26 protein-coding genes and 7 tRNA genes are annotated in these 22,025 nt (G+C 41.1%); 29 read left to right on the top strand and 4 right to left on the bottom strand.

Annotated features, from left to right (window positions below):
* The first annotated feature begins 203 nt into the window (after positions 1-203).
* The 12 genes from alr (at position 204) to R0K30_RS18065 (ending at position 9,520) form a co-directional block, all read left to right on the top strand.
* Entirely contained in the window at positions 204-1,385 is a 1,182-nt protein-coding gene (gene alr, locus R0K30_RS18120; RefSeq protein ID WP_099728417.1) for an alanine racemase, read from the top strand.
* 291 nt (positions 1,386-1,676) lie between these two features.
* Entirely contained in the window at positions 1,677-1,958 is a 282-nt protein-coding gene (locus R0K30_RS18115) for a hypothetical protein (protein ID WP_003214273.1), read from the top strand.
* Between the two features lie 4 nt (positions 1,959-1,962).
* Entirely contained in the window at positions 1,963-2,313 is a 351-nt protein-coding gene (gene ndoA, locus R0K30_RS18110) for a type II toxin-antitoxin system endoribonuclease NdoA (RefSeq protein WP_003214169.1), read from the top strand.
* A 117-nt stretch (positions 2,314-2,430) separates the two neighbouring features.
* Positions 2,431-3,261 (top strand): RsbT co-antagonist protein RsbRA, encoded by an 831-nt coding sequence (locus R0K30_RS18105; protein ID WP_099728416.1) that lies wholly within the window; start codon positions 2,431-2,433, stop codon positions 3,259-3,261.
* A gap of 4 nt (positions 3,262-3,265) precedes the next feature.
* Positions 3,266-3,634, top strand: coding sequence for an RsbT antagonist protein RsbS (gene rsbS, locus R0K30_RS18100; RefSeq protein ID WP_003214235.1), 369 nt, complete (start codon positions 3,266-3,268; stop codon positions 3,632-3,634).
* A gap of 2 nt (positions 3,635-3,636) precedes the next feature.
* Complete coding sequence (locus R0K30_RS18095) at positions 3,637-4,038, top strand: anti-sigma regulatory factor (protein ID WP_099728415.1); 402 nt, start codon at positions 3,637-3,639, stop codon at positions 4,036-4,038.
* A gap of 10 nt (positions 4,039-4,048) precedes the next feature.
* Positions 4,049-5,056, top strand: a complete 1,008-nt coding sequence (locus tag R0K30_RS18090; protein ID WP_230031323.1) for a PP2C family protein-serine/threonine phosphatase — start codon at positions 4,049-4,051, stop codon at positions 5,054-5,056.
* A 59-nt stretch (positions 5,057-5,115) separates the two neighbouring features.
* A complete protein-coding gene (locus tag R0K30_RS18085) occupies positions 5,116-5,445 on the top strand; it encodes an anti-sigma factor antagonist (protein ID WP_099728413.1) in 330 nt (109 codons plus the stop codon).
* The gene (rsbW, locus tag R0K30_RS18080; protein ID WP_230031324.1) at positions 5,442-5,930 is read left to right on the top strand and encodes an anti-sigma B factor RsbW; all 489 of its coding nucleotides are present in this window, start codon (positions 5,442-5,444) and stop codon (positions 5,928-5,930) included. Before R0K30_RS18085 ends, rsbW begins: the two co-directional genes overlap by 4 nt.
* Positions 5,896-6,684: an RNA polymerase sigma factor SigB gene (gene sigB / locus R0K30_RS18075; RefSeq protein WP_410612104.1), complete on the top strand. Its 789-nt coding sequence runs from the start codon at positions 5,896-5,898 to the stop codon at positions 6,682-6,684. Before rsbW ends, sigB begins: the two co-directional genes overlap by 35 nt.
* Positions 6,684-7,283, top strand: a complete 600-nt coding sequence (locus R0K30_RS18070) for a PP2C family serine/threonine-protein phosphatase (protein WP_099728410.1) — start codon at positions 6,684-6,686, stop codon at positions 7,281-7,283. Before sigB ends, R0K30_RS18070 begins: the two co-directional genes overlap by 1 nt.
* 77 nt (positions 7,284-7,360) lie before the next feature.
* Positions 7,361-9,520 carry a Tex family protein gene (locus tag R0K30_RS18065; RefSeq protein WP_410612101.1) on the top strand — a complete coding sequence of 720 codons (2,160 nt, stop codon included), beginning with the start codon at positions 7,361-7,363 and terminating at the stop codon, positions 9,518-9,520.
* Positions 9,521-9,539: 19 nt separating this feature from the next.
* Here R0K30_RS18065 and cmpA read toward each other — a convergent pair whose 3' ends face one another.
* The gene (gene cmpA / locus R0K30_RS18060) at positions 9,540-9,674 is read right to left on the bottom strand and encodes a cortex morphogenetic protein CmpA (RefSeq protein ID WP_008346893.1); all 135 of its coding nucleotides are present in this window, start codon (positions 9,672-9,674) and stop codon (positions 9,540-9,542) included.
* Between the two features lie 99 nt (positions 9,675-9,773).
* Between cmpA and R0K30_RS18055 the strand changes: the two genes are divergently transcribed.
* The 13 genes from R0K30_RS18055 (at position 9,774) to R0K30_RS17995 (ending at position 18,106) form a co-directional block, all read left to right on the top strand.
* On the top strand, positions 9,774-10,247 hold the full coding sequence (locus R0K30_RS18055) for a SprT family protein (RefSeq protein WP_410612099.1): 474 nt from the start codon (positions 9,774-9,776) through the stop codon (positions 10,245-10,247).
* 425 nt (positions 10,248-10,672) lie between these two features.
* Positions 10,673-11,650 carry a thiamine pyrophosphate-dependent dehydrogenase E1 component subunit alpha gene (locus tag R0K30_RS18050; protein ID WP_099728406.1) on the top strand — a complete coding sequence of 326 codons (978 nt, stop codon included), beginning with the start codon at positions 10,673-10,675 and terminating at the stop codon, positions 11,648-11,650.
* Positions 11,651-11,670: 20 nt separating this feature from the next.
* The gene (locus R0K30_RS18045) at positions 11,671-12,708 is read left to right on the top strand and encodes an alpha-ketoacid dehydrogenase subunit beta (RefSeq protein ID WP_099728405.1); all 1,038 of its coding nucleotides are present in this window, start codon (positions 11,671-11,673) and stop codon (positions 12,706-12,708) included.
* A gap of 17 nt (positions 12,709-12,725) precedes the next feature.
* Positions 12,726-13,865, top strand: a complete 1,140-nt coding sequence (locus tag R0K30_RS18040; protein WP_230031327.1) for a dihydrolipoamide acetyltransferase family protein — start codon at positions 12,726-12,728, stop codon at positions 13,863-13,865.
* A 16-nt stretch (positions 13,866-13,881) separates the two neighbouring features.
* On the top strand, positions 13,882-15,261 hold the full coding sequence (lpdA, locus tag R0K30_RS18035) for a dihydrolipoyl dehydrogenase (RefSeq protein WP_410612095.1): 1,380 nt from the start codon (positions 13,882-13,884) through the stop codon (positions 15,259-15,261).
* A 108-nt stretch (positions 15,262-15,369) separates the two neighbouring features.
* On the top strand, positions 15,370-17,217 hold the full coding sequence (locus R0K30_RS18030; RefSeq protein WP_410612093.1) for a sigma-54-dependent Fis family transcriptional regulator: 1,848 nt from the start codon (positions 15,370-15,372) through the stop codon (positions 17,215-17,217).
* A gap of 210 nt (positions 17,218-17,427) precedes the next feature.
* A tRNA-Asn gene (locus R0K30_RS18025) sits at positions 17,428-17,502 on the top strand.
* A 4-nt stretch (positions 17,503-17,506) separates the two neighbouring features.
* Positions 17,507-17,597: transfer RNA gene (locus R0K30_RS18020), tRNA-Ser, on the top strand.
* A gap of 7 nt (positions 17,598-17,604) precedes the next feature.
* Positions 17,605-17,676 (top strand) — tRNA-Glu (locus tag R0K30_RS18015).
* A gap of 25 nt (positions 17,677-17,701) precedes the next feature.
* Positions 17,702-17,776 (top strand) — tRNA-Gln (locus R0K30_RS18010).
* A gap of 31 nt (positions 17,777-17,807) precedes the next feature.
* Positions 17,808-17,883 (top strand) — tRNA-Lys (locus R0K30_RS18005).
* A gap of 7 nt (positions 17,884-17,890) precedes the next feature.
* Positions 17,891-17,973 (top strand) — tRNA-Leu (locus R0K30_RS18000).
* Between the two features lie 49 nt (positions 17,974-18,022).
* Positions 18,023-18,106: transfer RNA gene (locus R0K30_RS17995), tRNA-Leu, on the top strand.
* Between the two features lie 85 nt (positions 18,107-18,191).
* On the opposite strand, the gene R0K30_RS17990 is transcribed toward R0K30_RS17995, so the two are convergent.
* Genes R0K30_RS17990 through R0K30_RS17980 form a run of 3 tightly spaced genes read right to left on the bottom strand, consistent with a single transcriptional unit; the run spans position 18,192 to position 20,207 of the window.
* Positions 18,192-19,301 carry a tyrosine-type recombinase/integrase gene (locus tag R0K30_RS17990; RefSeq protein ID WP_410612091.1) on the bottom strand — a complete coding sequence of 370 codons (1,110 nt, stop codon included), beginning with the start codon at positions 19,299-19,301 and terminating at the stop codon, positions 18,192-18,194.
* A 10-nt stretch (positions 19,302-19,311) separates the two neighbouring features.
* Positions 19,312-19,830 carry an ImmA/IrrE family metallo-endopeptidase gene (locus tag R0K30_RS17985; RefSeq protein WP_410612089.1) on the bottom strand — a complete coding sequence of 173 codons (519 nt, stop codon included), beginning with the start codon at positions 19,828-19,830 and terminating at the stop codon, positions 19,312-19,314.
* Positions 19,827-20,207: a helix-turn-helix domain-containing protein gene (locus tag R0K30_RS17980; protein ID WP_341026853.1), complete on the bottom strand. Its 381-nt coding sequence runs from the start codon at positions 20,205-20,207 to the stop codon at positions 19,827-19,829. Before R0K30_RS17980 ends, R0K30_RS17985 begins: the two co-directional genes overlap by 4 nt.
* A gap of 299 nt (positions 20,208-20,506) precedes the next feature.
* Here R0K30_RS17980 and xis point away from each other — a divergent pair, with 299 nt between their 5' ends.
* The 4 genes from xis to R0K30_RS17960 all read left to right on the top strand — a co-directional run bounded on the left by xis (position 20,507) and on the right by R0K30_RS17960 (position 22,021).
* On the top strand, positions 20,507-20,695 hold the full coding sequence (gene xis, locus R0K30_RS17975) for an ICEBs1 excisionase (RefSeq protein ID WP_410612087.1): 189 nt from the start codon (positions 20,507-20,509) through the stop codon (positions 20,693-20,695).
* A gap of 5 nt (positions 20,696-20,700) precedes the next feature.
* Positions 20,701-20,943 (top strand): hypothetical protein, encoded by a 243-nt coding sequence (locus R0K30_RS17970; protein ID WP_410612085.1) that lies wholly within the window; start codon positions 20,701-20,703, stop codon positions 20,941-20,943.
* Between the two features lie 58 nt (positions 20,944-21,001).
* A complete protein-coding gene (locus R0K30_RS17965) occupies positions 21,002-21,286 on the top strand; it encodes a hypothetical protein (RefSeq protein ID WP_410612083.1) in 285 nt (94 codons plus the stop codon).
* A gap of 351 nt (positions 21,287-21,637) precedes the next feature.
* Positions 21,638-22,021 carry a DUF961 family protein gene (locus tag R0K30_RS17960; protein WP_410612081.1) on the top strand — a complete coding sequence of 128 codons (384 nt, stop codon included), beginning with the start codon at positions 21,638-21,640 and terminating at the stop codon, positions 22,019-22,021.
* Positions 22,022-22,025 lie beyond the last annotated feature (4 nt).

Below are 22,025 nucleotides of genomic sequence, written 5' to 3'. Positions count from 1 at the left end.
TAACATGTTCATCCCCCACAGAGTCGTGTTATTACCCTTATTATACAAAAAAGCTTGTAGACTTTGTCTACAAGCTGCATCAGCCCTATGCAAGGGCTGATTTTCTTTGATTTGTTTCACATTATTCTTGATTTGTTTCACATTATTCTTGATTTTTAGTATCATAATGAAGTATTGAATCATTCAATAGGGAAGTGTGACTGATGGACACAAATGCCTTTTATAGAGACACATGGGCAGAAATTGATTTAACAGCAATCAAGCATAATGTTTCACATATGAAAGATCATATTGGTCAAAAAGTTCAATTAATGGCTGTTGTAAAAGCCAATGCGTATGGACATGGAGATATAGAAGTGGCAAGAGCCGCACTCAAAGCAGGAGCAGACTTGTTAGCCGTTGCCTTTTTGGATGAGGCCATTTCTTTAAGAAATAAAGGCATCAAAGCACCGATTCTTGTACTCGGCGCAGTACCGCCAGAGTATGTCAAAGTCGCCGTGAGATACAACGTCATCATGACTGCTTACTCAATCGAGTGGCTGAGAGATGTAATCAAAGTAGTGAAAGGACAGATTGGACAACCCATTCGTTTTCATTTGAAAATTGACAGCGGAATGAATCGTTTAGGTGTTAAAACCTTAGCGCAAGTGAGCGAAGTGAAAGAGCTTGCCTGCGATCATTCTTATTTACAGCTGGAAGGTGTATTTACTCACTTTGCGACAGCAGATGAAAAGGATGAGGACTACTTTGATATGCAGATGGACACCTTTCAAACATTGCTTCAGCCGCTTCATACGGACAAACTGCTCGTTCATTGCGCCAACAGTGCAGCAGGTCTAAGGTTTAAAGAAGTATTGTTTAATATGGTCCGTTTCGGCATCAGTATGTACGGGCTGTCACCGTCAGAGGAAATCAAAGATGAATTGCCTTTCAAGCTGGAAGAAGCCATGTCTCTTCATACAAAGCTAGCGCATGTGAAGCTTATTCAAAAGGGTGAGAGTGTCAGCTACGGAGCGACCTATACAGCCAATCAAGATACATGGATTGGCACGGTTCCGATTGGCTATGCAGACGGCTGGATCAGGAAGCTGGCAGGAACGGAAGTGCTCGTTGGCGGAAAGCGCCGGAAGATTGCTGGAAGGGTATGTATGGATCAATTCATGGTTGAATTGAAAGAGAACATTTCAGCAGGCGAACCAGTCGTTTTGATTGGTTCACAAGGCGAAGAAAAGGTATCAGTCGATGAAATTGCCAAAAGGCTTGAAACCATTAACTATGAAGTCACTTGCTCGATTGGCCACCGGGTCCCAAGAGTATATATAGAGGACGGCAAAAGGGTTCATGTGCGTAATCCGCTGCTTCAAGGCGGGCCAAGCTTTTTATAAGTAGCTATTAGGGGAACGATGTCCAAACCGACATCGTTCTCTTTTATTCTACAGAGAAGGAATAAATATCCTCCCTTTTTTAGAGATTTTGGAAATACCGTATGATTTTCGAAAAAAAGCGTATAATGGGAAAGAGGGACTCCATTATCATTTTGAATTACGGGTGGCCGACCGCTTCATGTTCTAATAAGAAATCATGAAAACAGCTTTGCTTGTGCATTGAATAATGGTATGATTAGTCTTGGAATGGATCGAAACGGTATCCGTAAGTTTTGTGGAGGTGTATGTTTTTTGTCTGAATCCAGCGCAACAAACGAAATGAAGATTCGACTGCCCGAGGCTTTGATGTCTGAAATCGAACGAGTAGCAGAGCAGGATAAGGTAACAAGAAATGAATTGATCTACCGAGCGACAAAAACGTATATTCGTGAACGTAATATTCGACAAAATCGTGAATCGATGAGACGCGGCTACATGGAGATGGCGAAAATTAATCTGAATATCTCTTCAGAGGCACAATATGCAGAATTTGAGGCTGAGAATACAGTTGAGCGATTAGTCAGCGGGGGTTAAACATTTGATTGTTAAACGCGGTGATGTTTACTTTGCTGATTTATCTCCTGTTGTTGGCTCCGAGCAGGGCGGGGTTCGCCCGGTATTGGTGATTCAAAATGACATTGGAAATCGCTTCAGCCCGACTGCTATCGTTGCAGCCATAACAGCCCAAATACAAAAAGCGAAATTACCGACTCACGTCGAAATTAATGCAAAGCGCTACGGCTTTGAACGAGATTCTGTCATTCTTTTAGAGCAGATTCGTACGATCGATAAACAAAGATTGACAGATAAAATCACACATCTTGATGATGAGATGATGGAGAAGGTTGATGAAGCCTTACAAGTTAGTTTGGCTCTTATTGATTTTTAATATGGTGATACTTGGTTGCTCTCCTGTGAGCAACTTTTTTTTGTGTTCATTTTTTATTAAGGCTATAATGGAGAGAGAATGAAAGTTATTGCTTTTTATGTACGTAGGGGGTAAATTATGTCGAATCATATCGTGTTAGCTTTTGCGAGAGCACACCAAAAGGAATTAGAAAAAGAATGGACTGACATCTTCAAACGACTCGGAGAAGAAGAAACGGACATGATGCTAAACGATAAAATGTATGAAACGATTTGTTCCGAATATGTCCAGCTTATTCTGGCATCCCTTTCAGAGGCGAATGCTGAGGATTTTGAAGAAAAAGTGCAATCTTTTGCTTTGAAAATTGTACAAATGGGTGTATCACTTAAATTACTGGCAAAAGGGCTAACGGAAATCCGTTCACACTTATATCAAAAAATGAACAGTGACAAAAATACTGAACAAGGAAGTAATGAGCTCATCTGGGAAATTGATCGGTTCATTTCACCTGTTCATAACGAAATATTGAATCACTACTCCATCTCATGGGAGAAAACCGTCAACCTTCAAAAAATTGCGTTACAGGAACTATCTGCTCCGCTGATTCCAGTGTTTGAGCACATCACTGTCATGCCTCTTGTAGGAACAATTGATACAGATCGCGCGAAGAAGATCATGGAGAATCTGTTAAATGGCGTCGTGAAACATCGATCACAGGTGGTCTTAATCGACATTACCGGTGTACCTGTCGTTGATACAATGGTGGCACACCATATCATTCAAGCGTCAGAGGCTGTGAGATTAGTAGGTGCAAAATGCTTATTGGTCGGTATTCGTCCAGAAATCGCCCAAACCATCGTCACTCTTGGAATTGATTTATCTCAAGTTACAACAAAGAATACCCTTCAAAAAGGAATTCAAACTGCTTTAGAAATGACAAATCGAAAAATTGTTTCATTGGAGGGATAACCCAGTGAGAAATCACCCGAAGATTCCAATCTTAAAATTATATAATTGTCTTCTTATTTCTATACAATGGGAGCTTGATGACCAAACGGCTCTTCATTTTCAAGAAGATTTACTCAATAAAATTCATGAAACAGGAGCGAACGGCGTTGTCATTGACCTAACATCTGTTGATATGATTGATTCATTTATCGCAAAAGTATTAGGCGATGTCATCACGATGTCAAAGCTCATGGGGGCAAAAGTTGTATTAACAGGAATACAGCCGGCAGTCGCTGTGACACTCATTGAACTTGGTATATCACTGGAAGAAATTCAGACTGCATTAGATCTTGAACAAGGGCTTGAGACATTGAAGCGGGAATTGGGGGAATAGATATGAAAGACCAATCCTGTGTGAAAATTTTGACGGAATGGGACATAGTCGCGGCAAGACAACTGGGACGAAATGTTGCAAAAGAACTGGGCTTTGGAACAGTTGACCAAGCAAGAATTACGACGGCCATTTCAGAATTAGCTCGAAACATCTATTTATACGCTGGTAAAGGTCAGATTTGTATAGAAGAAGTGATGGAGCGTGGAAAGCGTGGACTTAAAGTCATCGCAGCCGATGAGGGGCCTGGTATCATGGATATACGCAAAGTGATGGAAGACGGATTTTCTACATCAGGCGGACTCGGAGCAGGTCTTCCGGGAGTGAGAAGACTGATGGATGATTTTAAATTAGATTCTACACCAGAAGAAGGAACGGAGATACAAGCTGTCAAGTGGCTTCGCTAGGAGGGAAACCATGGATTTTAAGGAGGTAATGGAGCAGCGGTATCATCAGCTGCTCAGTCGTTATATCAGTGATCTAACTGAAACATCGCTTTATCAAGCTCAAAAATTCAGCCGAAAAACCATTGAGCATCAAATACCTCCTGAAGAAATAGTGAGTGTTCACCGAAAAGTAATTCAGGAGCTATACCCTGATTTGCCGGAAGATGTCTTTCATTCACTAGACTTCTTAATTGAAGTCATGATTGGGTACGGACTTGCCTACCAGGAACATTTAACACTCAGAGGCATCCAGCAAGAAATTAAATCGGAGATTGAAATTGCTGCAAATGTTCAGCAAACCCTTCTGGAAACGAAAATACCAGAAGGTGACACCTTTGATATTGGGGCCATTAGTGTGCCGGCAAAACAGATGAGTGGAGATTATTTTCACTTTGTCACTGATCACCATACAATCAATATCGCGATCGCAGATGTGATTGGGAAAGGCATCCCGGCTGCGCTCTGTATGTCGATGATTAAGTATGCGATGGATTCCTTGCCGGAGTCAGGGAGCGGCCCAACGAAGGTGCTGAAAACCCTTAATCGTGTTGTCGAACAAAACGTAGACCCAAGCATGTTTATCACGATGTTCTATGGCAGCTATAATACAGAAACACATGAATTTAAATACGCATCGGCTGGTCATGAGCCGGGCTTTTTCTATTGCAGAAAAGAGAACCAATTTTACGATTTAGATGCGAAAGGGCTTGTCCTTGGAATCGCACCAGACTTTGATTACAGGCAGTATGAGAAGCATTTGGATATTGGAGATATGGTCATTTTATTCTCCGATGGTGTAACAGAATCTAAGGCAGAGGACGGTTTCTTAGAGCGGGAGGATATCAAAGCGCTCATATCAGAGCACCTATCTTACTCGGCTCAGGAAATGGTGGATGCCATCTATGCCAGCTTACTCAAACTGCAAGATTTTCAGCTGCATGATGACTTTACATTACTTGTCCTGAAAAGAAAGGTTTAGAAAGTGAATACGCGGGTATATAAAATTCAAGGAAACAAGAATTTCGAGGTGAATGCATAATGAATATGTCTGTAAAAGAGCATCAAATAGATCATAAAACGAAAATTAGTGTCAGCGGAGAAATTGATGTGTACTCCGCTCCTGAGCTAAGAGAAACGCTTATGCCTAAAGCAGAGCAAGGAGAGCATCTAGAAATCTGTCTAAAGGATGTTTCTTATATGGATAGCACAGGTTTAGGTGTATTTGTGGGGCTGTTTAAAGCGGCTCAAAAAGCAGGTGGAACATTAAAGCTTGAGAACTTGTCGGATCGGCTTGTGAGGTTGTTTGAAATTACTGGATTAAAGGACATCATTGACATTTCTGCAAAAACAGAGGGTGGGGTACAATGAACGAATTAGTAGATCTAATCGAGATGAAAATCCCGGCGAAACCAGAATACGTAGGCATCATTCGTCTGACTCTTTCAGGCGTAGCAAGTCGAATGGGTTATGCCTATGAAGAGATTGAGGACTTAAAAATTGCCGTCAGTGAGGCCTGTACAAATGCAGTTCAGCATGCCTACAAAGGTGATCATGGGGAAAATGGAGAGGTAGCAGTTCGCTTTCTTGTCTATGAGGATCGTCTAGAAATCATTGTCGCTGACAAAGGCGGTAGCTTTGACTTTAAGCAAAAGCAGGAAGGACTAGGGCCTTATACATCTGCTCATACGGTGGATCAATTGGCAGAAGGAGGTCTTGGTTTATATTTGATGCAAACATTAATGGATGAAGTCGAGGTGCAAGCAAACTCCGGAGTTACTGTGGCAATGACAAAGTTTTTAAACAGGGAGCGAGTTGACCATGACACAACCATCCAAAACTATGAAACTAACTAAAGATGAAGTGGATCGCCTCATCCAAAGCTATCAAAACAATCAAGACGAGCAGGCGCAGCTCACGCTTGTTGAATGCTATACAAACCTGGTCGATATGCTGGCGAAAAAATATTCCAAAGGCAAAAGCTTTCATGAGGATCTAAGACAAGTTGGAATGATTGGTTTACTCGGCGCAATCAAGCGTTATGACCCGCTTGTCGGTAAATCATTTGAAGCCTTTGCGATTCCAACCATTATCGGGGAAATCAAACGCTTTTTACGTGATAAGACATGGAGTGTCCATGTACCAAGGCGGATTAAAGAGCTCGGACCAAGAATCAAGATGGCAGTTGATCATCTGACAACGGAGACGCAGAAGTCACCTAAAGTACAAGAGATTGCAGAATATCTAGATGTGACAGAAGAAGAAGTACTTGAAACAATGGAGATGGGCAAAAGCTATCAAGCGCTGTCTGTAGACCAAGGCGTAGAGGCTGATTCTGAAGGAAGCACCGTCACCATTTTAGACGTCGTCGGCTCACAGGAAGAGGGCTACGAACGTGTAAACCAAAAAATGATGCTTGAGAGTGTGCTTCATGTTCTGACGGATCGAGAAAAAGAAATTATCAATCTCACTTATTTGCAAAATAAGAGTCAGAAAGAAACAGGCGATTTACTCTGCATATCCCAAATGCATGTATCGAGACTGCAGCGGAAGGCAGTTAAAAAGCTACGAGATGCATTATCAGAAGATGCGTCTATGGAGCTAGGGTAATGAAGCAGATCGAACAGCATGAGCATGTGAACGCCATTATCTATCAATCGAATAAAGAAGGGAAATCATGCTGCGGGGACAGTTTTTTTATTAAAGCAGATGATGAAGAACTAATTTGTGCTGTAGCAGACGGATTAGGCAGCGGCCAGTTCGCCAATGAATCATCTTCTTTAGTTAGTGAAATTGTCGAAGAATATGGACATGAGGATGTGACGACCCTCATAGACAGATGCAATCAGGCCATGAAAAATAAACGTGGGGCCACGGTTGGCATATTAAAGGTGAATTTTTCCCAGCAGCAATTTACCTATTGTTCGGTTGGTAATATCCGGTTCATCTTGAATGCACCTTCTGGCGACTATATTTATCCGCTTCCGACATCAGGATACTTATCAGGGAAACCTAGGAAATATAAAACATACACCTATTCCTACGAAAAAGGATCGACATTCATTATGTATTCAGACGGCCTGAATGTGCCAAACATGCGAATGTGTTTAAAGCATAGCCATTCAGTTGCAGATATTGCAACGCAACTTGAAACATACACACAAGACAAAAAGGACGATCTCACCTATGTACTTGGTCAGCTCATGTGAAAATAGCTGACCTTTTTTCTGTTTTGCCGGTTTTTTTGATACACTAAAAGAGAAGACACAGTGAGAGGATGCAAAGTATGAAGACATCTGACGTTTTATTGAAACAAATTGCAACAGAATTAAAGCTTTCAACGAAACAAATTGAAAGTGTGATCCAGCTATTAGAGGATGGCAACACCGTCCCATTTATTGCTCGTTACCGGAAAGAGCAGACAGGCTCACTGGACGAGGTGCAAATTCAAACCATCTCTGAGCGCTATACATATATCCAAAATGTCACTACCCGAAAAGAAGAAGTCATTCGCTTAATTTCTGAACAAGACAAACTGACTGATGAATTAAAACAGAAAATCGAACAGGCTCATAAGCTGCAAGAGGTCGAAGATTTATATAGACCATTCAAACAAAAGCGTAAAACAAAGGCAAGTGTGGCAAAGGCAAAAGGGCTGGAGCCGCTGGCAGAATATTTGCTCAAGCTGCCGAATGATCATATCCAAAAGCAGGCTTCTGCCTTTATGAGCGAAGAAAAAGAAGTGACAAGTGTAGAAGAAGCACTTGAAGGCGCTCAGCATATTATTGCTGAACAGCTGGCAGATGACCCTGATATGCGAAAATGGATTCGCAGTGAAACGTACCAAAAGGGGAGTCTTGTCACATCAGGAAAAGACGTTGAAAGCGATGAGAAAAACGTTTATGAAATGTATTACGATTATCAAGAGCCGATCAAAAAGATTGTGCCCCATCGTGTACTTGCGGTCAACCGAGGAGAAAAAGAAGGCATTTTGAAAGCAGCCATCGAACCACCTACTGAAAATATTCGTTTCTATCTCGACAAACAAGTCATAAAGGGCAAGCAAACGACGGCGAGACCGTATATTGAAGCGGCTATTGACGATGCTTACAAACGCCTCATTCAGCCTTCGATTGAACGTGAAATACGAAAAGAGCTGACAGAAAAAGCAGAAGAGCAAGCCATCCATATTTTCGCTGAAAACTTAAGAAAACTGCTGCTTCAGCCGCCGATGAAGGGGAAACGTGTACTAGGAGTGGACCCCGCATTTCGTACAGGCTGTAAATTAGCGGTCGTTGATGATACGGGGAAAGTTCACCATATTGGGGTCATTTACCCGCATCCACCCGTCCAGAAAAAAGCGGAAGCCAAACAAAAAGTAAAAGAGATCATTCAATCATCAAACATTGAAGTCATTGCAATTGGAAACGGAACAGCCTCAAGAGAGACAGAACAATTCATCGCAGACCTGATTCAAGAGTTGGATCAGCCGGTGTCATATTTGATCGTGAATGAAGCAGGGGCAAGTGTTTACTCCGCGTCTGCACTAGCGAGAGAAGAGTTTCCAGACCTGCAAGTGGAAGAAAGAAGTGCCATTTCAATCGCGAGAAGATTACAGGATCCTTTAGCAGAGCTCGTGAAAATTGATCCGAAATCTGTCGGGGTGGGCCAATACCAGCACGATGTGAGTCAAAAGCAATTGAACAGCTCGCTAACCTTCGTTGTGGAGACGGTCGTGAACCAAGTCGGTGTGAACGTCAATACAGCCTCACAGGCGCTGCTGCAGTATGTGTCGGGCCTTTCAAAAGCCGTCGCAGGGAATATCGTCAAGCGCCGCGAAGAGATTGGGAGATTCACAAGCAGAAAAGAACTGAAGAATATCCCAAGACTTGGTGCCAAGACGTATGAGCAGTGTATCGGCTTCCTGCGCATCGCAGACGGACAAGATCCACTTGATCGTACAGGCATTCACCCTGAAAGCTATAAAGAAACAAAACAGTTCTTACGCATGATCAAGATGACGCCAGACGATCTTGGAACAGAACAATTAAAAGAGAAAATCGCTGAGGTGAAGCTGGATGAAGCAGCGGAGCAGCTTGAAATTGGTCCAATTACACTTCAGGATATCATCGATCAGCTGACAAGACCTGAGCGTGATCCGCGGGATGAAGTACCAAAACCGCTATTAAAAACAGATGTATTGAAATTGGAGGACTTGAAGCTAGGAATGGAGCTTCAAGGAACGGTGAGAAACGTCGTCGACTTCGGCGCATTCGTCGATATTGGTGTGAAACAGGATGGACTTGTCCATATTTCAAAGCTAAGCAATCGTTTTGTGAAGCATCCGCTTGATGTTGTGTCAGTCGGTGACATTGTGACCGTGTGGGTAGACTCTGTTGACCAGGCAAAAGGCCGCGTTGCCCTCTCCATGCTGAAACCAGAGTAAACAAAAAACGAGGCGCACCTTAGGATGGGGTGTGCCTTGATGTGACTGAATGTTTTTTTCTATAGAAGTACCAGCATTGATTCAGCAATTTGATTTGGTAATGATTTTTTTCATAAAATGCTTTCTGCATCTGATTTTTCAGCCAGTTGGGCATCGCCCATTCCTCCTTTGATCGAAACAGTGGATGTACCTTCAATGTATGCAAAGGGGAAATTGTCCTGTTCGAGGTTTTTATAGAAAGGAACGATCTTGTTTGAACCAGCCGCAATTACAACAGTTAACAGAGCACATTTCTCAGCAGTTCTTTGGTAAGGAATTTCGCCACAAGGCTGTTTTTAATGACCGCTTAAAAACAACAGGCGGGAGATATTTACTTGGTACACATGATATTGAATTGAATCGCCGATATTTAGAGGAGCATGGAAGAGATGAATTGATCGGTATCATCAAGCATGAGTTATGTCACTATCACCTCCATCTCGAAGGGAAGGGCTATCAGCATCGTGATCGCGAGTTTAAAGAGTTATTGAAACAGGTAGGAGCCCCGCGCTTTTGTACACCGTTAAGGGCTGTGCAAAACAGGCGAGGTGCGCAGAAACGCCATGACTACGTTTGTACAGGATGCGGCAAGCATTTTATCAGAAAAAGACGATTTGATACCTCTCGCTATGTCTGCGGCGTCTGCAAAGGAAAATTGGCTTGGCACCGTACGATAGATTCAGTGTGAAAAGCATTCCTAGAGGGATGCTTCAGCGTGTAGACAAACCCTCGCATTCGTTGTCAGTCCTGCGTGCCGGTGCTCACGAATGTCACATTCACTCCGCTCCGGTACTCGTCCTTCCTAGACTGCAAAGGTTTTCTATCACGCTGAAAAAAAGAAGACAAAGGGCTAAAATAAAGGTCATTTCAGCCCTTTGTCAACAATCTGGAGCATTCCTAGAGGGATGCTTTTTTATGTCCAATGAAAATGGAACATCGTCTGATATGCAGGAGAGAAAGTAAACATATTGAGACAAAAAGAGATACATGTCTCATTTTGTCTCTTTTTTTACGGCTTGAATTGTCTAAAGCCTATGTTTCAACATGTCGTGATGTTGGCACGTTTTTTGCTTGTATATAAGTGCAAGCAAAAAAGATAGGAGGTTTAACAACATGGAAGTCGCATTGACAAAAGAAAAAGCGGTATGGATGTATCAAAAAATGCTGGAAATCCGCCAGTTTGAAGATCGAGTACACACACTTTTTACAAAAGGAATCCTGCCAGGCTTTGTCCACCTTTATGCTGGGGAAGAAGCTGTCGCTGTAGGAGCCTGTGCCCACCTGAATGAAAAAGACACCATCACAAGTACACACCGTGGCCACGGGCATTGTATAGCTAAAGGCTGTGATCTAAAAGGAATGATGGCAGAAATTTATGGGAAAGCCACAGGTTTGTGTAAAGGAAAGGGAGGGTCAATGCACATCGCAGATTTTGATAAAGGAATGCTTGGTGCCAATGGAATTGTTGGAGGTGGATTTCCGCTGGCTTGTGGAGCAGCCCTAACAGCTAAATATAAGAAGACAAAAAATGTAAGCGTTTGCTTTTTTGGAGATGGGGCAAACAATCAAGGAACATTTCACGAAGGTATCAATCTCGCAGCCATCTGGAAATTGCCTGTCATTTTCATCGCAGAAAACAATGGCTATGGGGAAGCGACACCATTTTCCTATGCTTCAAGCTGCAAATCAATCGTGGATCGAGCCGCCGGTTATGACATTCCTGGGATTCAAGTAGACGGAAAAGATGTGATGGCAGTTTATCAAGCCGCAGAACAAGCAATTGAACGAGCAAAAAATGGAGAAGGTCCGACATTGATTGAATGCATGACATATCGGAATTATGGTCATTTTGAAGGAGATGCTCAGCGTTACAAAATAAATACGGAAAGAACAGAACACCAAGAAGAGAAAGATGCCATCGCTCTTTTTAAAAATGAATTATTAAAGAAGCAGCTGCTTACGAATACAGAAATATCAAGTATTGAAGCGGCTGTAGCGGAAGCGATAGATGAAGCCGTTAGATTCAGTGAAGAAAGTAAATATCCAGATCATACTGAATTATTGACCGATGTGTATGTTTCGTATCAATAAATCAGAAAGGGGAAAGGAAAATGACAAGAGAAATCAGCATGTCTAGTGCATTGAACGAAGCGATCAAACTTGCGATGAGAAGAGATGAGGATGTCATTTTAATGGGGGAAGATGTTGCAGGAGGCGCTCATGTGGATCACTTGCAGGATGATGAAGCATGGGGCGGTGTTCTCGGTGTCACAAAAGGAATCGTTCAGGAGTTTGGACGTGAGCGAGTCCTTGACACGCCGATTAGTGAAGCTGGCTATGTCGGTGCTGCCATGGCAGCTGCTTCAACAGGGCTAAGACCCATTGCGGAACTCATGTTTAATGATTTTATCGGCACCTGTCTGGACCAAGTGCTGAATCAAGGGGCGAAATTCCGATACATGTTTGGCGGAAAAGCGGAGGTGCCCGTCACCATTAGAACAACACATGGGGCGGGTTTTAGAGCAGCGGCTCAGCATTCTCAAAGTTTGTATGCGCTATTTACGAGCATTCCTGGATTGAAAGTGGTTGTGCCTTCCTCGCCATACGATGCCAAAGGTTTACTACTGGCATCAATTGAGGACCAGGACCCTGTCATCTTTTTCGAAGACAAGACGCTGTACAATATCACAGGAGACGTTCCAGAGAGGTATTACACACTGCCGATTGGCAAAGCAGATGTGAAGAGAGAAGGATCAGACGTGACCATCTTTGCAGTAGGCAAACAAGTTCATACAGCACTCGAAGCGGCAGAACAGTTAGCTATGCAAGGAATTGAGGCTGAGGTCATTGATCCGAGAAGCTTGTCGCCACTTGATGAAGAGGCTATTCTGGCTTCGGTAGAAAAAACAAATCGGCTTGTCATTGTGGATGAAGCAAATCCAAGGTGCGGAATTGCCGCAGATATTTCTTCTTTGGTTGCTGATAAAGGATTTGATTTACTCGATGCTCCAATCAAAAAAGTGACGGCTCCTCATACACCGGTTCCGTTTTCACCACCTCTTGAAGATATCTATTTGCCGACACCTGATAAGGTTGTGAGCACCGTATTAGAAATGATTGGTGAGAATCAAGACAAGATATTGAACTAAAGAAAGGAGAGAGAAAGATGGCTGTCGAGGTTGTGATGCCGAAATTGGGCATGTCGATGAAAGAAGGCACTGTATCTGTATGGAATAAGCAAGTCGGAGAGAGCGTAAACAAAGGGGAAAGCATTGCAAGCATCAATTCTGAAAAAATTGAGATGGAGATCGAATCACCTGCTGAAGGCACCGTATTGGAAATCAAAGTGCCTGAGGGAGAAGGTGTCCCTCCTGGCACGGTCATTTGCTATATCGGTGATGGAAATGAACAGGTTGAAGAAAAGAAAGAAGAAAGAGGCTTGCCGACAAAACCAAAGAAAGAGAGAAAGAAAATCTCCCCTGTTGCTCGTAAAATGGCTAACAATGCAAATCTGGACATTGACACGCTGGTGGGAACCGGACCAGACGGGAGAATTACAAAAGCCGATGTGCTTCAGGCACTTCCTGATCAGAAAGAGAAACAAATACAAAACAATAAGACAGACCATCAACCTGTCAACATGATGCGAAAAACAATTGCCTCACGGATGATGAAAAGTCTGCAAACAAGTGCACAACTCACAATTACGATGAAAGCGGACGTGACAAAACTGACAATATTACAACCTCAGTTGAACGAAACAGCCATAGCCCGTCACGATACAAAATTGACCATGACCGATTTTGTAGCCAAAGCAGCGATCCTTTCATTACTAGAACACCCTGCGATGAACAGTCAATATCAAAATGAAAGAGTGGAAACTTTTGAGTATGTTCATCTTGGGATAGCTGCTGCTTTAGAAAACGGCTTGGCTGTGCCGGTTATTCGACATGCGGAGCGACTATCGCTCATTGAGCTAGCGAAAAACATCAAATTGTATGGCAAAAAAGCACGTGAAGGCAAACTTCTTCACGAAGAAATCGAAGGCTCTACCTTTACGATCACCAACCTTGGTGCCTATGGTGTAGAGCATTTCACTCCGATTTTGAATCCGCCGGAAGCAGGTATCCTAGGCATCGGCACAATGTATGAAACCCCTGTTTATCAAGGTGATGAATTGTGCAAAGCCCATATCCTTCCACTCAGTCTGACGTTTGACCACCGCGTGCTGGACGGGGCACCAGCATCCGCATTTTTATCATCTGTAAAAGCATATTTAGAAAAACCAGTATCCATTCTTTTATAGGAAGAAGGGAAATACGATGACACTAGTTATTATAGGCGGCGGACCTGCAGGATATGTGGCGGCAATGACAGCCGCTCGTTTTGGAAGAGAGATTGTGTTAATTGATCAAGGACAGTTGGGAGGAACCTGTCTCAATGAAGGATGTATTCCAACCAAATCGCTTTTGCAAAGCGCCGATATGTACGAGGGTGTGAAGTCAGCTGCGCATTTTGGAATTGAACTTCCAGGGGAAAAGCCCATCATCCAATGGGATTCCGTTCAAAAACGGAAACAGTCAGTCGTCAAGCAACTGACAGATGGCGTTCGCTATTTGATGAATAAAAATAAAATCAAGGTGATAAATGGGAAGGCATCATTTCTTTCTGCACATGAGATGTTGATTGAAAGTGAAGGGGCGTCTAAAATCATTCAAGCAAAACAAATCATTATTGCATCAGGGGCAGAGCCTGCTGCCTTACCTTTTGCGCCATTTGATGGGAAATGGTTGATTGACAGCAAGGATGCAATGTCGCTCCCTTCGATACCAGATTCGCTTTGTATCATTGGTGGTGGGGTGATCGGGTGTGAGTTTGCAAGTATCTTTAGCAGAATGGGGACAAAGGTTGTTATGATTGAACAGTCCGTACACATTTTACCTGAAGAAGATGACGTTATTGCACAATGTCTTCACGATCAACTTGAAGAAGCAGGTGTGGACATTTTGACATCGGCTGCAGTCAAGCAGCTTGATTCAACCTCAAGGAAAGTGGTGATTGAGAGAAAACATGGTGAGCGGTGTGAAATCCAGTCTGATCTTTGCTTAGTGGCAATTGGCAGAAAGCCGCGGCTTGGAGAGTTGAATCTTGATCAGATTGGCATTGAATATGACAGGAACGGGATCAATGTCAATGAGCATATGCAAACCAATCTCCCGCATATATATGCGTGCGGCGATGTCACAGGAGGAGTACAGCTTGCTCACGTTGCTTTTCATGAAGGCACGATTGCGGCATCCCATGCATCAGGTGAACATGTAAAGGTCAATGAACAAGTGATTCCAAGATGCATCTACACCTCTCCAGAAATCGCCAGTGTTGGCTTAAATGAAGAGAGTGCTAGAAAACAATATGGGGATATTCGGATAGGGACATGTGCATTTTCTGCAAATGGAAAAGCGTTAATTTTAAATCAACCAGCCGGTCGAGTAAAGGTCATTGTAGAACCGCAATTTCAAGAAATTTTAGGTGTATCAATCATCGGACCGAATGCAACAGAACTGATTGGACAAGCGGCGTTGATGATGCATACAGAGATGACTGCTGATACATTAGAGCAGTTTATTGCGGCACATCCGACACTTTCAGAGGCGATACACGAAGCCTTGCTGCAAACAACGGGACGAGCGATGCACTGCTGAAAAAGACTCTTTTTCTATCCGATTGACTTCTTGGGTTAGCCAATGTTAATTGAAAGCGCTTTTATATTTATCTATAATGAATAAAAAGCCCCCAGAGGAGAGGATGGAATGAATCCGACACCTTGTTATTTAAATACGTGGAAACGTTTTGTTCGTGAAGGTTTGCTTGATAAGTCTCGTCTGGATAAAAGAGTGATGGAATCATGGCACAGGTGTAAACAGGCAAATGTTAATCCGTATTTAGATAAAGGACAGTCGTTCTTAGAAAAGGAATTATTCAGTGCCCAAAAAAAGAAATATTCATTATTCCTCAATACCGCTCTTCCTTACTTAAATAAAATCAGTCAGCAATTAAAAGAATCTGACATGCTGGCCTTACTCATCGATGCAGACGGTTATGTGCTAAGTCTGACAGGAAGCCAAAGGACGATGGTGGAAGCGAGAAAAATTAATTTTATGGAGGGTGCGCGCTGGACTGAAACAGATGTAGGGACAAACGCGATCGGAACGGCACTCGTCATCGGAGAAGCTGTGATGATCAACGGAACTGAGCATTTTTCTATCGCCTCTCATCATTGGAGTTGTTCAGCCGCCCCTATTCGTGATGTAGACGGTACGATCATAGGGGTGATTGATATCTCCTGTATGGCGGATAACAAGCACCCTTTTATGCTTGGAATGGCTTCAACGGTTGCTTATGCCATAGAGAGAGAAATTCAAGTCCAGCAAAAAAGGAGAGAGATGGAGCTCATCACTCATTGTCTCCAGCAGGTGGAAGCGGAGGAACCGTATGTTGTCTGTAATGAAAAAAAGCAAATTGTTTCTGCAAGCAGGTCGATTAGAGAACGATTTTCAGACTGGTACGGAATGGATGTCGAGCGGCTTAAGGGTCATCCATTTGTTATCCGGGGAAAGCAGATCATTCAATCAGAGCAAGATGGAAAGATGCTAGGCATTTCTCTTTCCCTTGAAGAAGCAGCGAAAAGCAACATAACCGTTTCTTTTGCTCAATTTCCCGGGGAATCCGGAACAAGTAAGGTGTTTCAACAGACGCTCATCGAGATGAAGAGAGCGGCACAAACAGATGCTAATGTATATATTTGGGGAGAAACAGGTACAGGGAAAGAACTGGCCGCTAGAGCCATTCACTCAGCCAGTGAAAGGCATAGAGGGCCGTTTATTGCTGTTAATTGTGGAGCCATTCCTGAAAGCCTGTTAGAAAGCGAATTATTTGGCTATGCTGAAGGGGCTTTTACAGGGGCAAAACGTCATGGAGCAAAAGGAAAATTTGAACAAGCTCATAAAGGAACACTCTTTTTAGACGAAATTGGCGAAATCCCATATGCGATGCAAGTAGCGCTACTTAGGGTGATAGAAGAAAGGAAAGTCGTACCGCTCGGCGGGACACATGAAATCCCTTTGGATATTAGAATTATTACAGCGACACACCGAAATATGAACGAACTGCTGAAGGAAGGAAAAATACGAGAAGACTTGTATTATCGTCTTCATGTCTACCCAATCAACATCCCGCCACTTAGAGAAAGAAAAGAAGACATCCATGATTTATATCGTTATTACCAAAAGAAGCACCAATGGAATGCGGTATTTCCTGAATCATTTTTTCAGAAATTGCAGGAGTATCATTGGCCAGGAAACATACGAGAGCTTTTTAATCTGTTTGAACATATAAGGGTCCTCTTTCCTAAAGGCGGTTGGATTGGTGAATCGCAATATGCTTCAGTATTAGAGGCGATTGATCAGAAAAAGCAGAAGCTGCATCCAGCAGAGTGTACTGAGATTCCAAAAGAACTTACGTTTAGAGAGCGCATTCAAAAGCAAACAGTGATAGAAGCACTTCATAAAACGAAAGGTCATGTGTCAGAAGCAGCGAGGTTAGCAGGGGTGCCAAGAAGTACCTTTTATAAGTGGATGCGAAAGTTTAAGCTGTCTTAATCTCCTGAAGAAGGTTGCATCAAGGCCCTTGGTCTACGTTAAGAGGTCGGGGCCTTTCTGCCAAGTTAAACAAATGGCATGGAATAAGGCTTGACTGTTATATTAGTATATGTTAAATTATAAAAGCCGTCGCAAATGGGGTAGGAATGAAACGCTAAAAATTCTTGACACATTTTTCTGGCATAGATATAATGAAACATGTCTTATTATTCCGCAGTAGCTCAGTGGTAGAGCTATCGGCTGTTAACCGATCGGTCGTAGGTTCGAGTCCTACCTGCGGAGCCAAAATGGAGAAGTACTCAAGTGGCTGAAGAGGCGCCCCTGCTAAGGGTGTAGGTCGCGCAAGCGGCGCGAGGGTTCAAATCCCTCCTTCTCCGCCATTTATCTGGCCCGTTGGTCAAGCGGTTAAGACACCGCCCTTTCACGGCGGTAACACGGGTTCGAATCCCGTACGGGTCATGTTTTGTTTAATTGATTGATTCGTTGGGCTATAGCCAAGCGGTAAGGCAACGGACTTTGACTCCGTCATGCGTTGGTTCGAATCCAGCTAGCCCAGCCATTTTTTATATTTGTTTTTCTGCATAGCAGATGAGCCATTAGCTCAGTTGGTAGAGCATCTGACTTTTAATCAGAGGGTCGAAGGTTCGAGTCCTTCATGGCTCACCATTTTCATGCGGGTGTGGCGGAATTGGCAGACGCGCTAGACTTAGGATCTAGTGTCTTTATGACGTGGGGGTTCAAGTCCCTTCACCCGCATTGTTTTTTTCAAACAGTGCACTTATTGATATATGAGCACATCATACACGCGGTCGTGGCGGAATGGCAGACGCGCTAGGTTGAGGGCCTAGTGGGTGAATAACCCGTGGAGGTTCAAGTCCTCTCGGCCGCATCAATGATACCAAGGGTTTAAGCGCCCTTGGTATTTTTTGTTTTAATCTTTTTAAAATATTTTACTCCACAAATACTCCTATTACTTAAAGTAAGTCATCTAAACGGTCAGCAGTTTCTCTTTGTTTGTTCGGGAAAAGGTGTCCGTAAACATCAATTGTTGTTTTTATAGAAGCATGTCCAAGTCTTTCTTTTATGGTTGTGTAATCTTCACCTTTGTGTATAAGTAAAGCTACGTGGGAATGTCTTAAATCGTGCAATCTTATAGCTTCAAGGGAACTTCTGGAACAGATTCTTTTAATACCTCTGCTAAACCTGTCTTTTGAAGGTGGTAGTTCTCTATAACCGAACATAAAAGTTTGGTCAGAATGTATAATGTTTAATTTGTTAAATATTTCTCTTTGTTTTTCTTTCCATTGGAATAATAATTCGATTAATTTTGAATTGATACTTATTCGACGAATAGAATTTTTCGTTTTTGGTGTTGTTATTTTGTATTCACCTTTAATAAAGGATAATGATTTGTATACATTTATTTCCTTTCTTGATTTATCTAAATCATCCCAATTTAAGGCGAGCATTTCACCACAACGCATACCAGTTAAGTAGCTAGTAGTATAAAATGCTTTAAATATAAATTCTTCTTCGGTATCTATTAATTGAATGAACAATTTAAATTGTTCGGGTGTCCAAAATTTCATTTGTTTTTTGAAAAGGGAAAGATTCTTTACATTGATACAAGGATTTGTTGTTATGACTTTCTCTAAGATAGCTGTTTCAAAAATTTTTTTAAGAATGATCAGAACATTATTAATTGTTTTAGGGTCTAAGCCTGTATTAATTAAATTCTTTTGAAAATTTTTGATGTCTGTGTGTGTTATTTTTTTGAAATTGCAATTTTCAAAAGTGGGGAATATATGTTTATTAATAGTGTATTCCTGGATAGCATAATAGTTTGGCTTATTGTGAAGTCTGCAATTATCAAGAAAAATATCTTTGATTTGGGAAAAACTAAGGTTTCGTTCACTTGCTACTGATTTTGTATTGTATTCTTCCTTTAGAGAATAATATATTTTTTCAGCTTCTTTTTTTGTTGTGGCTATTTTTGTTTTTCTTCGCCTTTTACCTGTTATTGGGTCATGTCCTATACTTATATCAACTCGATACTTTCCGTTTTCTAGTCTTTTTATTGGCATTCCATTCTCCTTAAGCGTATTGGTAAAAATGTCTAGGTATTGAATATTCTCTTGTGCGTGATAAAAGTCTTAGTTGTTCGACTTTATACTCGATAACGAACAATGGGAGTTGAAAGAATGAAGCTATTTGTATGTGTGTCATGTTTTCGATTTCGGGTAAAGCATTAGTTAACATTTCATCTGTTAAAAGGATTTCCGAAGCAAAAACATCTGCTTGATGTTCTAATTTGTTTTCTAAAACACTAGAACAATTTGCTAGTTTAAATGTGTTAACATTTTTGTGTAGAAAAAAATGCCCTAGCTCATGTGCTATGACAAGTTTTTCGTAATTAAATTTCTCATTGACATGGATTAAATAATGATTTTCTTCTTCATAAAATTGTAGAAAACCTCTCACCCTCCCCAAGTTACTCTTTGTGATAATGATTTTTAATTTCTTGCAGATTTCATAAATATCATTTGTTTTAAAACTTTCAATAACTGACTCCGCTTTGTGTTTTATGTTCTTCGTAGTATAAATAAAAATCACTCTTTCTTTTTTAGATCATCTACTAATTTGATTCCATTTTTTAAAGCTTTTTTAATTAAAAGGGCAGTTTCTTCGTCTATTTCGCCTTCTTTCATAAAAAGAAGTGTATTTTCATCTTTTAATTCTTGGATGGCTTTATTTATTGTTCTACTGAGTGTATCCTCCTTAGTTTCTTTTTTTTCTTCTTTACTTAATAAGTAGTCTGTTGAAACATTGTAGAGTTCACTAAGTTTTCTTAAAGTTTCTGTATCTGGGTCTCGATAATCTCTTTCATAGTTAGATAAGTTATTGTTAGTAGTGTTTATTTTTTGAGCTGCTTCTTTTTGAGTGTATCCGGCTTTTTCTCTAGCTTCTTTTAACTTTTTTCCTAATGTCATTTTAATCATCCATTTCACGAAAAGTTGATTTTATATTTTAATATTAGCAACGTTTTTAAAAAATGTCACAAAATTCTCCTAAAAGTAAAATTAATGACTGTGAAATACACTTTTAGGTGATGTTGTTGAGGTAATAAAATCTTCTTTAAGGAGTTATATAATAATGTTATTTCCATAAATCATCAAATTAATACACGTAAAGTTAAAATAAGGGGTTGAATTACCCTTAAAGGAGATGTATAATATAATTAATACACGTAAAGTTAACTTTCGAGAGTGTTAACAAGGAGGTGATTTCTTTGAAAGACTTTTTAACTGCGAAAGATGTTCAGAAGATTCTTGGAGTTAGGCAATCTAAATCTTATGAAATCATTAGGGAATTAAATTGTGAAATGCAGGAGAAGGGTTATAAAGTAATTAGAGGTAGAGTAAATAAAGCTATCTTTGAAAAGGCCTATTTCTATAATGAGCAAGTAAAGACTGGGTGATAAACATGAATTTACAAGATACTCACAAATTTATGAGTAAAGCTGTTTTAATCGCTAAAAATTTAGAAGGTAACTGGTCAGCAAGAATGAAGATGGCACTAAATAATGTGTACATAGACCATTATTTATCACAGCCACTGACACGAGAAGTAATTGAAAAGTTGTTACTAAAAGGGATGTCGTTTCGCAGAATCAAAAAACATTATAATGTCGGGATGCAAGAAATTTCTTCTCTTCTCGCTAAATGAATAGTGTGAGTTTACACCACTATAAAGCGTGAGAGATAAAAGAGAGGTTGTGAAGTAATTGAGCCTTTTAGAATTTTTCAATCAATCCTTAAAAAGGTTTGAAAATGAAAAAGATCCAATTACATTTGCTCTAGCAGCAGTAATTCAAAAAAAGATTGATGAGTCGCTGCACGAAGAATATGAGGAATTTGATCAATGGTTTAGACAAACGTTTTATGATTCAGAGGGGAAGCCAGTGCAATATTTTAGGACACCTCTTGTAGATGAATCACCAGTCATATTTGGTGCTAAACCAAAAGTTATTCTTTTGAATGGCCCATATGTGGGTGGAGTATTTCTTTAAAAAGGAATGAAGTTCTTTGAAAAATACATACAGACAAAAAAAGCGCCTTGATATTCATCAAGAACGCCTTAGATAAAACATAGACACTTTTATTATAAGGCTTCTTGTTTGAAAAGTCATGCGTGAGTATTTGACGATTAACAGTAATCATGTTTCAAATACTGTAGCAGGCTAGAAGAAGCGTGCGAAATAGCTGTAAGCAGCTTGATGATCATAAATGGTCTACTAGGTTGCCATGACTGGCTATGCTGTGAGCGACTGATAAGCGCCATGATGACAGTGTCGGAGCGATTTTATTTTTTAATAAACTAATAAAAAACGTGATGAACACGAATCAAAGGAGAACATATAATGGAATTGAAATTTATTGTACCAAACAAAGAAGAAACTTTTGGAGATTGCAAATTCTTAGGATTTAAACGCGAAAAATTTGTTTATGATCAAGTCAATCAAAAAAGAACTGACGAGTTAGAAAGCAGAACTTATAATCTTGCTGCTAGTTGTCAAGGTGGTCCCGTTGAAGTTGTCTTACCTTCTAATGTTGAATTAAAGGAATTTGACTTTATGCAAGATGTAGAACTGGTAAACCCTATTATTGAAGCAAGGGTGGACAATGGTGGTCGGTTTGGTACTCTCGTTTGGACTATTCTTGCCGAAGATATTCGAATCAAAGGCTCTAATACTAATTCTACAAAAGTAACACCAACAGCCCCAGCAACGAATGACAAAAAGTAATAGT

The sequence above is a fragment of the Bacillus sp. SIMBA_154 genome (genome assembly GCF_046536015.1).
GTDB classification, from domain to species: Bacteria; Bacillota; Bacilli; order Bacillales; family Bacillaceae; genus Bacillus; species Bacillus pumilus_P.
This window is presented reverse-complemented; position numbering and strand designations above follow the sequence as displayed.